Genomic DNA, 14843 nt, shown 5'->3' on the forward strand with positions numbered 1-14843 from the left:
CTCCCCCGTCCGCACGGTGGTCAATTCCGTTCGCCTTACGCCTTGTTGTGGCTGCGTACGGTCCGCAAGCACTCACGATACGTGCCGGAGGCAAACCACATTGAGGGGATGCGAGATCTCACCGACCCCGGTCCGCCGCTACTTCTTCGGCTCGAACGACTTCGTGAGGGTCTGCCACGTGTCCTTGCGCTCGTCGCTGCCCCACTTGCCCGCCTTGGCCGTGTACATCATTCCGTAGCCCAAGTGGTCGTTGACGACGAACCCACGGTCTATCGAGCGGTACTTCGTGCCGCCGTCGACGTACGTGAACTCCCAGTCGGCCGTGTTCCAGCCACGGAAGTCGGCCTTCTCTATCCGGATCCGCTTGTACTGCGGCCGGACCATGCCCGACTCCTGCTTCTTCCAGTCGCTCACGGGGTCCGACTTGGGGGTGGTGGTCCAGCCGATCAGCAGCTTCTGTCCGTCAGGACCGGAGAAACGCGCGCCCGCGAGGGCCGTGGTCTGGTACTTCCAGCCCTTGGGCAGGCCCACGGAGAAGCCCTGGGAGTGCTTGTACGTCGACTCGACACCGTCTTCCGGCTTCTTGCCGGAGTCGTCGTCACCCCCGTCGCCGCTCTCGCTCGGGTCGCCGCCCTCGCCCGCACCGGGGCTCGACCCCGCACTCGCTTCCGCGTCGTCCTTGCCCTTGCCCTTCTCGGCACCGCCGTCCTGCCCGGCGCCCTTCTCCTTCTCTTTCTCCTTCTCGCCGTTGCCCGCGGTCGTCCCGCTGGAGGCGCTCTTGTCGCCGCCGTTCTTGCTGTCCCGCCCGTCGCTGTCGTCCCCGTCGCTCAGCGCGAACGCGAGCACGGTACCCAGCACCGCGATCGCGAGGGCCAAGGAGAAGATCACGAGCGTCCGCCGGGGCACCACATCGGTGAGCGAGGCCTTGGGAGGCGTAGCCGACGGCGGCGACGCCGAGACCGGCCGAGTACGCGCATCCCCGGAACCAGAGCCAGAGCGTGAGCCTGAGCCTGAACCGGAAGCAGTCGCAGGAGCAGAAGCGGAAGCGGAAGCGGCACCAGCCGCACCGGCGGCGGCAGAGCCAGCAGCTCCTCCAGCCGTCCCGGAACGCGAAGGCTTCTCCGCCACTGCCCCGGAACCCGAGCCGGAACCGGCAACAGAACCGGAACCGGAGGGCGAAGCAGAACCGGAAGCCGCGGTCCCGGCCCCCGCACCTGCACCCGCACCCCGCGCGGTGGCCGCAGCCGCGGCCTTCCGCACCGACCGGAGCGCACCCTTCAGCCGCTCGGAGGCGTCCTCGCCCTTACGGCCGGAGTCCGCGGAGGACCCGGCAGGCTCAGCCGTACCCGCCGAACCAGCAGCCCCAGCAGCGCCGCCGGCAGCCGCACCCGCACGGCCAGAGCCACCCTTGCCCTTGCCGAACCGCTTGCCCGCCCCGGACATCGGCGGCACCGGAGGCAACGGCACGACCTTCGTCGCGTCTATCGGCTCCGGCTCGTCCTTGGCCTCCGGCGCGTGAATCACGTCGATCAGGAGCGCCCGCGCCCCCGCGTCGTCGAGCCGCTGCTCGGGGTCCTTGGCAAGCAGGCCATAGATGACCTTCTCCAACGGCCCGGCGTTCGTCGGCTGTTCGACGTCCTCCGTCATGACCGCGGTAAGGGTCGCGATCGCCGACCCCTTGTCGTACGGAGGCACGCCTTCCACCGCCGCGTACAGCAGACCGCCGAGCGACCACAGGTCGGCCGCCGGACCCGGCTTGTGCCCGCGCGCCCGCTCCGGCGAGATGTACGAGGGCGCGCCGACGAGCATGCCGGTGGACGTGATCGACGGGTCGCCCTCGACCTGCGCGATGCCGAAGTCCGTGAGAACGACCCGCCCGTCCTCGGCGATCAGCACGTTCGACGGCTTCACGTCACGGTGCAGGATCCCCTCGCGGTGCGCGGACCGCAGTACGTCGAGCACCGCGAGCCCGACCTCGGCCGCACGCCTCGGCGTGAGCAGTCCGTCCTCACGGATGGCCTCGGCGAGCGACTTGCCCTCGACCAGTTCCATCACGATCCAGGGGCGGTCGTCCTCGTCGACCACGTCGTACACCGTCACCGCACTGGTGTTGCGGATCCGCGCGATCGCCTTGGCCTCACGCAACGTACGCGTGATGAGCCGGCGCTTCTCTTCCTCGTCGATGCTCGACGGAAAGCGCAGTTCCTTCACCGCGACCGTACGGCCGAGTGTCTCGTCCTTGGCGCGCCAGACGGTTCCCATTCCGCCGCGGCCGAGCACTTCGCCCAGCCGGTAGCGCCCGGAGAGGAGACGTTCGCTCTTGTCCTGACGGGACTGACCCGTCTTCTCCGCGTCCGACATGCGTCCCCTCTGCTGCTACCGCTGCTACCCGCGCAACCCGCCCTGACAGAGCCTCCATTGTCCCTTACTCGGGGACCGGTCTACGCCCAGGGTCCAACGTCCCTCATGATGGGCTCCGCACAAGGAGGGACCACCATGCCCCATTCACGGACACTGCTGGCCATACCCCTTGCGGTGGCCCTCATCGGCCTGACTTCCGCCAGTGCGCCGCCGGCCGGGAAACCGGCCACGGACGCCACTCTTCCGTTGCTCGTCACCCGAGGCAAGGCCCCCGCCGCCGCTCTGTTGGCGCGCGAAGCCCCCTGGTCAACGGCCGAACCCGGAGCCCCGGCCGCCCAACGGGACCGACAGGCGGCCCAACGACCCCTCTGGCACTTCGCCCACGTCACCCAGCCCACAACCGACGACACCACCCCACCCACGGACATAAACCCAACACCCGACACCGACCCCGGATCTGACATCGCAACCAATACGAACACCATCTCCAGCACTGCCGCGGACAGCCCCTCCGGCGCACGCAACACCGACGCCGACGCCGACAACGCCGCCGCCACCCGCATCCGCCGCACCGACCACTTCCGCGCGGGCAGCATCACCAAGACGTTCATCGCGACGGTCGTCCTCCAACTCGCCGCCGAACACCGTCTGTCCCTGTCCGACCCCGTGGAACGCCACCTGCCCGGCCTCATCCACACCAAGGACAGCAAGGACAGCAAGGACAGCAAAAGCCTGGACGGCCGCACCCTCACCCTGCGCGCCCTGCTCACCCACACCAGCGGTCTCGCGGACTACACCACCGCCACCAAAGGCCTCGTCCCCCTCAGTCCGTCGGAAGCGGTCCGCACCGCCCTCGACCTCCCCGCGACCACGCCCGGCCGCTGGTCCTACTCCAACACCAACTACGTCGTCCTCGGCATGGTGATCAAGCAGGTCACCGGCCGCTCGTACGCCACCGAGACCGCACGCCGCATCATCACCCCCCTTCGCCTGTCCGGCACTTCCTTCCCCGGCACCCGCACCACGCTCCCGTCACCGCACGGCCGCGCGTACACGAGTCAGGGCCGGGACGTCACCGCCCTCAACCCGGGCGTCGCGGGTGCCGCCGGTGAGCTGATCTCCACGCTCACCGACCTGGACCGCTACTACGCCGCCCTCCTCGCCGGCCGGCTGCTCCCCGCGCCCCAGCTCCGCCAGATGCTCGACACCCGCGCCGCGGAGGGCCACTACGGCATGGGCCTCTACCCGCAGAAGCTGCCCTGCGGAAACACGGTCTGGGGCCACAACGGCCGCATGGCCGGAAGCTACGTGCGCACCGCCGCCACCCGCGACGGCGATCGCGTCCTCACCTTCCGGGTCAACACGGACGAGATGGCGGACCCGGCCCTCGAACGGACACTCCTGACTTCCGAGTTCTGCCCGTAGCGCCCACGCACTGTCGCGCCTCCGGCGCTAGAGCGGCACGATGTCCGGCGCCCCCAGCCTCGCCGCGTCCGCCGTCAGGTCGTCCGGCTGCCGCTGCGACTCCCGCTCCGCCTCCACCCGCTTCTCGTAATGCTGAACCTCCCTCTCCACCTGATCCTTGTCCCAGCCGAGGACCGAGGCCATCAGCTCCGCGCACACCCGCGCGCTGCGCGTGCCCCGGTCGAACGTCTCGATCGAGATGCGCGTGCGCCGGGTCAGCACGTCGTCCAGGTGCCGTGCCCCCTCGTGCGACGCGGCATAGACGATCTCGGCGCGCAGATAGTCGTCCGCGGCGGGCAGCGGCTCGCCCAGCGTGGGATCGGCCGTGACGAGGGCGAGGACCTCTTCCGCCAGTGAGCCGTACCGGTTCAACAGGTGCTCCACGCGCACCACATGAAGCCCGGTGCGGGCGGCGATCCTGGCGCGCGCGTTCCACAGCGCCTTGTACCCCTCGGCGCCGACCAGCGGGATGTCCTCGGTGACGCAGTCGGCGACCCGTTGGTCGAGGCCGTGCACCGCCTCGTCCACCGCGTCCTTCGCCATCACCCGGTACGTCGTGTACTTGCCGCCCGCGATGACCACGAGGCCCGGTGCCGGATGCGCCACCGTGTGCTCGCGCGACAGCTTGCTGGTGGCGTCCGACTCACCGGCGAGCAGCGGCCTGAGTCCTGCGTACACCCCTTGGACGTCGTCGCGGGAAAGGGGCACCGCGAGCACCGAGTTCACATGTTCGAGGAGATAGTCGATGTCGGCGCTGGACGCCGCCGGATGCGCCTTGTCCAGGTCCCAGTCGGTGTCGGTCGTCCCCACGATCCAGTGCCGCCCCCACGGAATGACGAAGAGGACGCTCTTCTCCGTCCGCAGGATCAGCCCGCTCGTCGAGTTGATGCGGTCCTTCGGCACGACCAGGTGGATGCCCTTGGAGGCCCTGACGTGGAATTGTCCACGTTCCCCGACCATCGCCTGTGTGTCGTCCGTCCACACACCGGTCGCGTTGACCACCTGTTTGGCCCGGACCTCGTACTCCCCGCCGCCCTCCACGTCCTGCACCCGGGCGCCGACGACTCGTTCGCCCTCGCGCAGGAAGCCCGTCACCCGCGCCCGGTTGGCGACCTTCGCGCCGTACGCCGCCGCCGTGCGCACCAGGGTCGCCACATAGCGCGCGTCATCCATCTGCGCGTCGTAGTACTGCATCGCCCCGACCAGTGCGTCCTTCTTCAGACACGGGGCGACACGCAGGGCATGACGCCGGGTCAGGTGGCGGTGCATGGGCAGGCCGCGGCCGTGTCCTCGCGACATGGACATGGCGTCGTACAACGCGACGCCCGATCCGGCGTAGATCCGCTCCCAGCCCTTGTGCTGCAAGGGATACAGGAACGGCACCGGCTTCACGAGGTGCGGTGCGATCCGCTCCAGGAGCAGGCCGCGCTCCTTCAGCGCCTCCCGCACGAGCGCGAAGTCGAGCATCTCCAGATAGCGCAGGCCGCCGTGGATCAGCTTGCTGGACCGGCTCGACGTGCCCGACGCCCAGTCCCGCGCCTCTACCAGGCCGGTGGACAGGCCGCGGGTCACGGCGTCCAGTGCGGTGCCCGCACCGACCACTCCCGCACCCACGACCAGGACATCCAGCTCCCGCTCGGCCATTCCCGCAAGTGACTCGGCACGCTCCGCCGGTCCCAAGGTCGCTGTCCTCACCGCTGCCTCCCGTTAGCTGTCGGGTGTGGTCGCGCTCACATCATGCCCAGATTCTGGTCAGGTCCGCTGAGTTCATCCGCCGCCTGTGGACAACGCGCGGCCAACACTCCGACGCCTGACACAGGACAATGCCGCATAACGGTCATATTTACTCCTAGTCTGACATTGCGCTGGTCCACTTTGTCCACAGGGCTTGCGCGCTCGTCCCGCTCCGGCTATTGGGAGGACGGCCCACCGCCATGCCCGCAGATCTCGCCGTCATCGGTCTCGGCCACCTCGGCCTGCCCCTCGCCCAGGCCGCCGTCACCGGCGGCATCGCCACCATCGGCTACGACCCCGTCCGCGCCGTCGACCTGGCAAGCGGACGCCTGCCCTGCGACGGCGCCGAGGGAACCCTCACCGCCGCCGAAGTCCGCCGGATGCTCTCGGGGGGCTTCCGGCCGACCACCGATCCGGTGGAACTCGGCCGGGTCCGCACCGCGGTCATCTGCGCTCCCACTCCTCCGGCAGCCGACCGCAGCCTCGACCTGAGCCAGGTGGCCGAAGCCGCCCGCGCCCTGGCCGCGCGACTGCGCCCGCACACCACGGTGATCCTCGAGTCACCCGTTTACCCCGGAACCACGGAGGAATTCCTGCGCCCCATCCTCGAAGAGGGCTCGGGCCTGCGCGCGGGCCGCGACTTCCACCTCGCGCACTCGCCCGGCCGCCTCGACCCGGGCAACCGCAGCCACGGCTACGCAGGCACCCCCAAGGTCATCGGCGGCCTCACCCCGGCCTGCACCGAATCGGCGGCGGCCTTCTACGGCCGCCTCACCGACAAGGTCGTACGCGCGCGTGGCCCACGCGAGGCCGAGACCGTGCACCTCCTGGAGACCAACTACCGGCACGTGAACATGGCCCTGGTCAATGAGATGGCCGTGCTCTGCCACGACCTGAGCATCGACCTGTGGGACGTGATCCGCTGCGCGGAGACCAAGCCCTTCGGCTTCCAGGCCTTCCGGCCGGGACCCGGCGTGGGCGGCCACGGAGTCCCCCTGGACATCCCGGGCCCCGGCCGCGGCGCCCGCCCCCTGCGCATGGTCGAACTGGCCCAGCAGGTCAACGACCGCATGCCCCGCTACGTGATCCAGCGCTCGGCGACCCTGCTCAACGAACACGGCAAGTCCGCCCGCGGCGCCCGCGTCCTGCTCCTCGGCGTCACCTACAAGCCCGACCTCGCCGATCAGCAGGGCGCCCCCGCCCAGGAGGTCGCGACACGCCTGATGGAGATGGGCGCCTCCATCAGCTACCACGACCCCTACGTCCCCAACTGGAGCGTGCTCGGCCACCCCGTGCCCCGCGCGGACTCCCTCTATGAGGCCGCGGCCGACGCCGACCTCACGATCCTGCTCCAGCACCACCGCACGTACGACCTGCAAGGTCTCGCCGTGAAGGCCCAACTGCTGCTCGACACCCGCGGCGCCACCCCGGCGGGCGCGGCCCACCGCCTCTGACGCGCGCAAGACACCGCCTCTGACACACGCAAGAAGGGCCCCGGTAGAAGTACCGGGACCCTTCTTGAGAAGCAGGCGATCAGCGCTTGTGCTGCGAGTCCGCGACCGTCACCTCGACGCGCTGGAACTCCTTGAGCTCGCTGTAGCCCGTCGTCGCCATCGCGCGGCGCAGCGCCCCGAAGAAGTTCATCGAGCCGTCCGGAATGTGCGAGGGACCCGTGAGGATCTCCTCCGTCGTCCCGACCACACCGAGGTCGACGCGCTTGCCGCGCGGCACGTCCTCGTGGACGGCCTCCATGCCCCAGTGGTGGCCCTTGCCGGGCGCGTCCGTGGCACGCGCCAGCGGCGAGCCCACCATCACCGCGTCGGCACCGCAGGCGATGGCCTTGGGCAGGTCGCCGGACCAGCCCACGCCGCCGTCGGCGATGACGTGCACGTACCGGCCGCCGGACTCGTCCATGTAGTCACGGCGGGCGGCCGCGACGTCCGCGACGGCGGTGGCCATCGGCACCTGGATGCCCAGGACGTTGCGCGTGGTGTGCGCGGCGCCACCGCCGAAGCCGACGAGGACACCGGCGGCGCCCGTCCGCATCAGGTGCAGCGCGGCGGTGTACGTGGCGCAGCCGCCGACGATCACCGGCACGTCGAGCTCGTAGATGAACTGCTTGAGGTTGAGCGGCTCGGCGGCACCGGAGACGTGCTCGGCGGAGACGGTGGTGCCGCGGATGACGAAGATGTCGACGCCGGCGTCGACGACCGCCTTGGAGAACTCGGCGGTGCGCTGCGGCGAGAGCGCGGCGGCGGTGACCACACCGGAGTCGCGCACCTCCTTGATGCGCTGCCCGATCAGGTCGGCCTTGATCGGCGCGGCGTAGATCTCCTGGAGGCGGCGGGTCGCGTTGTCGGTGTCCAGCTCCGCGATCTCGTCGAGCAGCGGCTGCGGGTCCTCGTACCGCGTCCACAGGCCCTCGAGGTTCAGTACGCCGAGTCCACCCAGCTCACCGATGCGGATCGCGGTCTGCGGCGAGACGACCGAGTCCATCGGCGCGGCCAGGAAGGGCAGCTCGAAGCGGTAGGCGTCGATCTGCCAGGCGATCGAGACCTCCTTCGGGTCGCGGGTACGACGGCTCGGCACGACGGCGATGTCGTCGAAGGCGTACGCGCGGCGGCCGCGCTTGCCGCGCCCGATCTCGATCTCAGTCACGTGGGTGGCCCTTCAGCTTTCTTCGGTACTTCGCACTTCTTCGGCACTCGGTCTGCCGCTCCAGTATCCCCGACGCGCGCGAAGGGGGCGGCCCCGGGAATCCGGAGCCGCCCCCTTCGCGCGCGTGGAACGCCGTCAGCGCCTCTCGGCCTGAGACAGTCAGCGCTTGTTCGTGTAGTTCGGCGCCTCGACCGTCATCTGGATGTCGTGCGGGTGGCTCTCCTTGAGGCCCGCGGAGGTGATGCGCACGAAGCGGCCCTTGGACTCCATCTCGTCGACGGAGGCGGCACCCACGTAGCCCATCGTCTGGCGCAGGCCGCCGACGAGCTGGTGCAGCACGTTGGCCAGCGGGCCGCGGTAGGGCACCTGGCCCTCGATGCCCTCGGGCACGAGCTTGTCGTCCGAGGAGACCTCTGCCTGGAAGTAGCGGTCCTTCGAGTACGAACGTCCCTGGCCACGGCCCTGCATGGCACCGAGCGAACCCATGCCTCGGTAGGACTTGAACTGCTTGCCGTTGATGAACATCAGCTCACCCGGCGACTCCTCGCAGCCCGCGAGCAGCGAGCCGAGCATCACGGTGTCGGCGCCGGCGGCCAGCGCCTTGCCGATGTCACCGGAGTACTGGAGGCCGCCGTCGCCGATGACCGGGACACCGGCGGCGCGTGCCGCGACGGCCGCCTCGTAGATGGCGGTGACCTGCGGGACGCCGATTCCGGCGACCACGCGCGTGGTGCAGATGGAACCCGGTCCGACACCGACCTTGACGCCGTCGACACCGGCGTCGATGAGCGCCTGCGCGCCGTCGCGCGTCGCGACGTTGCCGCCGATGACGTCGACGCCCACGCCCGACTTGATCTTCGACATCCAGCTCAGGGCGTTGCTGTTGTGCCCGTGCGAGGTGTCGACGATCAGGAAGTCGACCCCGGCGGCGGCCAGCGCCTGCGAGCGCTCTAGCGCCTCGGGGCTGGCACCGACGGCGGCACCGACGAGGAGACGGCCTTCGGCGTCCTTGGCGGCGTTCGGGTACTGCTCGGCCTTCTTGAAGTCCTTGACCGTGATGAGGCCCTTGAGGACCCCCGCGTCGTCGACGAGCGGCAGCTTCTCGATCTTGTGGCGGCGGAGGAGCTCCATGGCGTCCACACCGCTGATCCCGACCTTGCCGGTCACGAGCGGCATGGGGGTCATGACCTCGCGCACCTGACGGCTGCGGTCGTTCTCGAAGGCCATGTCGCGGTTGGTGACGATGCCGAGCAGCTTGCCCGCCGGGTCGGTCACCGGGACGCCGCTGATGCGGAACTTGGCACACAGCGCGTCGGCCTCCGCCAGCGTCGCGTCCGGGTTCACGGTGATCGGGTCGGTCACCATGCCGGACTCGGAGCGCTTCACGAGGTCGACCTGGTTGACCTGGTCCTCGATCGACAGATTGCGGTGCAGTACGCCGACGCCGCCCTGCCGCGCCATGGCGATGGCCATGCGGGCCTCGGTGACCTTGTCCATCGCCGCCGAGAGCAGCGGAATGTTCACGTGGACGTTGCGGGAGATGCGGGACGAGGTGTCGACCGCGTTCGGGAGGACCTCCGACGCACCGGGCAGCAACAGCACGTCGTCGTAGGTCAGCCCGAGCGTCGCGAATTTCTCGGGCACTCCGTCGACGTTTGCAGTCATGACACCTTCCCCAAATGGCCTTGATCGGTGCGGATGTCCATGCTAACGGGAACAGAGGGTGTCTCATTCCACGATCAAGATCATCGACCAGGTTTGTACGTTCGTACGTCATGAACGGACACCGAAGTCGATCAGTGAGCGCCTGGTGATCGTTACTGCTCGGCCAGTGCCCGCAGACGACTCAACGCGCGATGCTGCGCGACTCGCACCGCCCCCGGGGACATGCCCAGCATCTGCCCGGTCTCCTCGGCCGTGAGCCCGACCGCGATCCTCAGGAGCAGCAGCTCGCGCTGGTTCTCCGGAAGGTTGGCCATGAGCTTCTTGGCCCATTCGGCGTCGCTGCTGAGCAGCGCGCGCTCCTCGGGGCCGAGGGAGTCGTCGGGCCGCTCGGGCATCTCGTCCGACGGCACCGCCGTGGATCCGGGATGGCGCATCGCCGCGCGCTGCAGGTCGGCGACCTTGTGCGCGGCGATCGCGAAGACGAACGCCTCGAAGGGACGTCCCGTGTCCTTGTAGCGCGGCAGTGCGAGAAGGACCGCGACACACACTTCCTGTGCCAGGTCCTCCACGAAGTGCCGCGCGTCACCGGGCAGTCGGGAGAGTCTGGTGCGGCAGTACCGCAGCGCCAGGGGGTGCACATGAGCCAGCAGGTCGTGCGTCGCCTGCTCGTCACCCTCGACCGCGCGAAGGACGAGGGCACCGATCACCGTCGTCTTGTCATCGCGCATCGGTCCATGGTGCCTTGGCGCTGATTGATCCGTGGCACCACGTCCGTAGTTGTGCACCGAAGCGTTATGAGCAGGTGCGCCGGAACTCATCTCGTGCGCCCTCCCCTCCCGCTCGACCGACCTGTCCCCGAGGAACTCCACACCTCAAGGATGCGGCATCGGCGGCGAAGCAACGGCAACCGCTCCCGCGAGAGGGAGCGACGGGCGTCCGTCACCCCGCCCACCACGCGGCGAGCGGGGATCGCCGTGCCCGCACGGCGGCACACCTATCGGACCAGGCCCCAGCGGAAACCGAGCGCCACGGCGTGCGCGCGGTCCGAGGCGCCGAGCTTCTTGAAGAGTCGCCGGGCGTGGGTCTTGACCGTGTCCTCGGAGAGAAAAAGCTCACGTCCGATCTCGGCGTTCGACCGGCCGTGACTCATGCCCTCGAGCACCTGGATCTCCCGCGCGGTGAGGGTGGGCGCCGCGCCCATCTCGGCCGAGCGCAGTCTGCGCGGAGCCAGTCGCCACGTCGGGTCGGCGAGCGCCTGCGTGACGGTCGCGCGCAGTTCGGCACGCGAGGCGTCCTTGTGCAGATAGCCCCGGGCACCGGCGGCGACCGCGAGCGCGACACCGTCCAGGTCCTCGGCCACGGTGAGCATGATGATGCGCGCACCGGGGTCGGCGGACAGCAGCCGCCGGACCGTCTCCACGCCGCCCAGACCGGGCATGCGTACGTCCATCAGAATCAGGTCCGAGCGGTCGGCGCCCCAGCGGCGTAGGACTTCCTCGCCGTTGGCCGCTGTCGTCACGCGCTCGACGCCGGGCACGGTCGCGACCGCGCGGCGGAGCGCCTCTCGGGCAAGCGGGGAGTCGTCGCAGACGAGGACGGATGTCATGACTGTCCTCCGCGGCTCTCACAGCTGCTGCGCGTCACCTTGAGCCTCCAGGCTGGTACATATTCGTCACCTGTGCGGTTGACGCTCTCGGACATCTGCCCGAGCGCTTGTTCTTTCAACCGCCTCGCACTCTCAACGACGGTCACCCGAAAGAGTTACGGGGCGGTCAGCCACGTTCGGCACTCTACGTGAGGGCGCGGACACAGAGCAGGCAGCGCAAGAGACCCTCAACCTTTCATCACAACCCATGCCCCATTTAGCCCTCTTCCTTCCCTTTTGCTGGTGTCTGTGGCTAGATTTTCCAATGAGTCATATTTTCATCTCCTTAGACAGTAGATGTACGGTCGTGGGCACCGTATCCGCGCAGAACGGCTACCAGGAGACAAGCAATGGCAGATTTCTCCCGCCTTCCCGGACCGAACGCTGATCTCTGGGACTGGCAGCTCCTCGCGGCCTGCCGCGGGGTCGACAGCTCGCTCTTCTTCCACCCCGAGGGCGAGCGGGGCGCGGCACGCAGCGCGCGTGAGAACTCCGCCAAGGAGGTCTGCATGAGGTGTCCGGTACGCGCGGAGTGCGCCGCTCACGCCCTCGCGGTACGGGAGCCGTACGGCGTGTGGGGCGGGCTCACCGAGGACGAACGCGAGGAACTCATGGGCCGCGCCCGCAACCGCCTCGTCACGACCACAGCACCCTCGGCGTCGGCATCGGCCGCGGCCAGGGCTTCAAGCGGCGGCATGGTCACGCACACCTGAAGGAACGTTTCTTCGGAAGCGCTCAGCGCTCCGCGGCGCGCGCGAGGTGGTCCAGCGTGGCTGCCACCGCGGGAACCTGCGCCAGATCCGGCAGGGTGAGCGCGACGATCTCGCGCTGGACGGCAGGCTCCACCGTCACTGTGCGTGCACCTTTGGGGCGTACGGACTCGATGGCGAGCTCGGGCAGCACCGCGACCCCCAGGCCCGCGCCGACCAGACCGATCACCGCCGGATAGTCGTCGGTCGCGAAATCGATGCGGGGCACGAAACCCGCCCCTTCGCAGACCTCGACCAGCTGCCTGCGACAGCGCGGACAGCCCGCGATCCACGGCTCGTCGGCCAACTCCCCGATGGCGACCGACTCCGCCTTGGCGAGCCGGTGCCCCTCGGGCACGAGACCGACGAGCCGGTCGGCGAGAAGGGGCCGCACGACCAGGTCGTCCCACTCCTCGGCGGCGGACGCGCCGTCGTAGCGGAAGGCGAGCGCCACGTCGCAGTCGCCCTCGCGCAGCATCTCGACCGAGCGCGGCGGTTCGGCCTCCACGAGCGAGACCCGGGTGCCGGGGTGCGCCGCGCGCAGGGCGGCCAGCGCGCTCGGCACCAGCGTCGAGCTGCCGCTGGGGAAGGAGACGAGGCGGACGCGGCCTGCCCGCAGGCCCGCGATCGCGGCGACCTCCTCCTCGGCGGCCGTCAGTCCCGCCAGGATCCCGGCAGCGTGCCGGACCAGGGCCTCGCCCGCCTGGGTGAGGCGCATCTCGCGGCCCGTGCGGATCAGCAGTGTCGTGCCCGCGGAGGCTTCGAGCGCCTTCATCTGCTGACTGACGGCGGGCTGGGTGCAGCCGAGCTCGCGCGCCGCGGCGGAGAAGGAGCCGGTGGCGGCGACCGCACGCAGGACACGGAGATGACGGGCCTCGATCATGACGCAAGCATAAGTGACGCTTGGGTCATACGCCCAATAATGCGTCGACGCTTTGGGTGGGCTCGCCTAGCCTTCCGTCATGAAGCTCCTTTCCGTGAATCTGGGCCGGTACAAGGCCGTGGAGTACACCGACGCCCCGTCCGGCGGCACCGGCATCGACAAACAGCCCGCCGAGGGGGCCGTACGGGTGGAGGCTCCCGGCGCGAAGGGTGTCGCCGGCAGCGGGGTGGCCGGGGACGAGGTCTGCGACCTGCGGCACCACGGCGGCGACGACCAGGCGGTGTACGCCTACGCGCGCGAGGACCTCGACGCATGGGAACGGCTGCTCGGCCGTCCGCTGCCCCATGGCTCCTTCGGCGAGAACCTCACGACGTCCGGCCTCGACGTGAGCGGCGCGAAGATCGGCGAGCGCTGGCGCGTCGGCCCCGATCTGCTCCTGGAGGTGACGTCGGGCCGCATTCCCTGTCAGACGTTCCAGGGCCATCTCGGCGAGACGAAGTGGGTCAAGCGCTACACGCGACAGGGCGTTCCGGGCGCCTATCTGCGGGTGATCGAACCGGGCGAGATCCGTGGCGGGGACGCGATCGAGATCGCGCACCGGCCGGCGCACGACGTCACCGTCGCCCTCCAGTTCCGGGCCGTGACGACGGAGCGGCACCTGCTGCCGAGCCTGCTCGCCGCCGGTGCCGCGCTGCACCCCGAGTCGATCGACGCGGCGCGGAAGTACGCGGAGAAGTACGGCTCGCGGGTGTCGTAACGGGCGGTCGGGAGAGGCGACTTGGCGGCGGGACGGGCGGTCGGCGCAGCGCGGTCGGCGATGTGGGCCGGAGAGTCGTGGCGGAAGGACAGCAGGCCGGGAGGCCATCCGGGGAACACAGCGGTCACTGGATCTCACTAGCCTTGGGCCATGACTACGGCTCTGATTACGGGATCGACCGCCGGTATCGGCGCGGCCTTCGCCAGGCGGCTCGCCGGTGACGGCCACAACCTGATCCTGGTGGCACGGAACACCGAGCGGCTGCGGGAGCAGGCGACCGAACTGCACGACCGGCACGGCATCGAGGCGGAGGTGCTGACCGCGGATCTCGCGACCGACGAGGGGATCGCCGCCGTCGAGAAGCGGCTCTCGGACCGCAGGAACGCGGTGGACCTGCTGGTGAACAACGCCGGTTTCGGCAACAAGGGCCAGTATCTGGAGGTGCCCATCGAGGACGAGCTGACGATGCTCAAGGTGCACTGCGAGGCGGTGCTCCGGCTGACGTCGGCGGCGACGGCGTCGATGCGGGAGCGGGGACGCGGTGGCGTCGTCAACGTCGCGTCGGTGGCGGCGTTCGTGCCACGCGGGACGTACGGCGCGTCGAAGGCGTGGGTCGTGCAGTTCACGCAGGGCGCGGCCAAGGATCTGGCCGGCTCCGGGGTGCGGCTGATGGCTCTGTGTCCCGGATTCGTACGGACCGAGTTCCACGAGCGCGCCGGGATGGGGACGTCGAACATCCCCAAGTGGATGTGGCTCGACGCGGACAAGCTGGTCGCGGCAGCGCTGGACGACCTGGCGCGCGGCAAGTCCCTGTCCATCCCGGACCCGCGCTACAAGGCGCTGATGGGAGTGGTGAAGGTGACGCCGAGGGCGCTGCTCGGCGGGGTGACGTCACGTACGGGCAGGAAGTACGGCCCGCAGTAGAGA

The 14843-nt window shown here is 69.7% G+C and carries 12 protein-coding genes; 5 read left to right on the forward strand and 7 right to left on the reverse strand.

Going from position 1 to position 14843, the window contains the following annotated elements:
- Positions 1-138: 138 nt before the first annotated feature.
- Positions 139-2361 carry a serine/threonine-protein kinase gene (locus OG302_RS17795; protein WP_371527712.1) on the reverse strand — a complete coding sequence of 741 codons (2223 nt, stop codon included), beginning with the start codon at positions 2359-2361 and terminating at the stop codon, positions 139-141.
- Positions 2362-2496: 135 nt separating this feature from the next.
- Between OG302_RS17795 and OG302_RS17800 the strand changes: the two genes are divergently transcribed.
- The gene (locus OG302_RS17800; protein ID WP_371527713.1) at positions 2497-3786 is read left to right on the forward strand and encodes a serine hydrolase domain-containing protein; all 1290 of its coding nucleotides are present in this window, start codon (positions 2497-2499) and stop codon (positions 3784-3786) included.
- A 27-nt stretch (positions 3787-3813) separates the two neighbouring features.
- On the opposite strand, the gene OG302_RS17805 is transcribed toward OG302_RS17800, so the two are convergent.
- Positions 3814-5520 (reverse strand): glycerol-3-phosphate dehydrogenase/oxidase, encoded by a 1707-nt coding sequence (locus OG302_RS17805; RefSeq protein WP_371527714.1) that lies wholly within the window; start codon positions 5518-5520, stop codon positions 3814-3816.
- A 239-nt stretch (positions 5521-5759) separates the two neighbouring features.
- On the opposite strand from OG302_RS17805, the gene OG302_RS17810 reads away from it, so the two are divergent.
- Positions 5760-7013, forward strand: coding sequence for a nucleotide sugar dehydrogenase (locus OG302_RS17810; RefSeq protein ID WP_371527715.1), 1254 nt, complete (start codon positions 5760-5762; stop codon positions 7011-7013).
- Between the two features lie 79 nt (positions 7014-7092).
- Here the strand turns inward: OG302_RS17810 and OG302_RS17815 are convergent, their stop codons facing one another.
- The 4 genes from OG302_RS17815 to OG302_RS17830 form a co-directional block, all read right to left on the reverse strand.
- Positions 7093-8217 (reverse strand): GuaB3 family IMP dehydrogenase-related protein, encoded by a 1125-nt coding sequence (locus OG302_RS17815; RefSeq protein ID WP_371527716.1) that lies wholly within the window; start codon positions 8215-8217, stop codon positions 7093-7095.
- Positions 8218-8376: 159 nt separating this feature from the next.
- Positions 8377-9882, reverse strand: coding sequence for an IMP dehydrogenase (gene guaB, locus OG302_RS17820; protein WP_371527717.1), 1506 nt, complete (start codon positions 9880-9882; stop codon positions 8377-8379).
- A gap of 152 nt (positions 9883-10034) precedes the next feature.
- The gene (locus tag OG302_RS17825; RefSeq protein WP_055549856.1) at positions 10035-10610 is read right to left on the reverse strand and encodes a sigma-70 family RNA polymerase sigma factor; all 576 of its coding nucleotides are present in this window, start codon (positions 10608-10610) and stop codon (positions 10035-10037) included.
- A 266-nt stretch (positions 10611-10876) separates the two neighbouring features.
- Positions 10877-11488, reverse strand: coding sequence for a response regulator transcription factor (locus tag OG302_RS17830; protein ID WP_003948568.1), 612 nt, complete (start codon positions 11486-11488; stop codon positions 10877-10879).
- 389 nt (positions 11489-11877) lie between these two features.
- On the opposite strand from OG302_RS17830, the gene OG302_RS17835 reads away from it, so the two are divergent.
- Positions 11878-12240: a WhiB family transcriptional regulator gene (locus tag OG302_RS17835; RefSeq protein WP_371527718.1), complete on the forward strand. Its 363-nt coding sequence runs from the start codon at positions 11878-11880 to the stop codon at positions 12238-12240.
- A 22-nt stretch (positions 12241-12262) separates the two neighbouring features.
- On the opposite strand, the gene OG302_RS17840 is transcribed toward OG302_RS17835, so the two are convergent.
- On the reverse strand, positions 12263-13159 hold the full coding sequence (locus OG302_RS17840) for a LysR family transcriptional regulator (RefSeq protein ID WP_371527719.1): 897 nt from the start codon (positions 13157-13159) through the stop codon (positions 12263-12265).
- A 79-nt stretch (positions 13160-13238) separates the two neighbouring features.
- Here OG302_RS17840 and OG302_RS17845 point away from each other — a divergent pair, with 79 nt between their 5' ends.
- The gene (locus OG302_RS17845; RefSeq protein ID WP_371527720.1) at positions 13239-13916 is read left to right on the forward strand and encodes an MOSC domain-containing protein; all 678 of its coding nucleotides are present in this window, start codon (positions 13239-13241) and stop codon (positions 13914-13916) included.
- Between the two features lie 150 nt (positions 13917-14066).
- Positions 14067-14840 carry an SDR family NAD(P)-dependent oxidoreductase gene (locus OG302_RS17850; RefSeq protein WP_371527721.1) on the forward strand — a complete coding sequence of 258 codons (774 nt, stop codon included), beginning with the start codon at positions 14067-14069 and terminating at the stop codon, positions 14838-14840.
- Positions 14841-14843 lie beyond the last annotated feature (3 nt).

The organism is Streptomyces sp. NBC_01283, assembly GCF_041435335.1.
GTDB lineage: Bacteria > Actinomycetota > Actinomycetes > Streptomycetales > Streptomycetaceae > Streptomyces.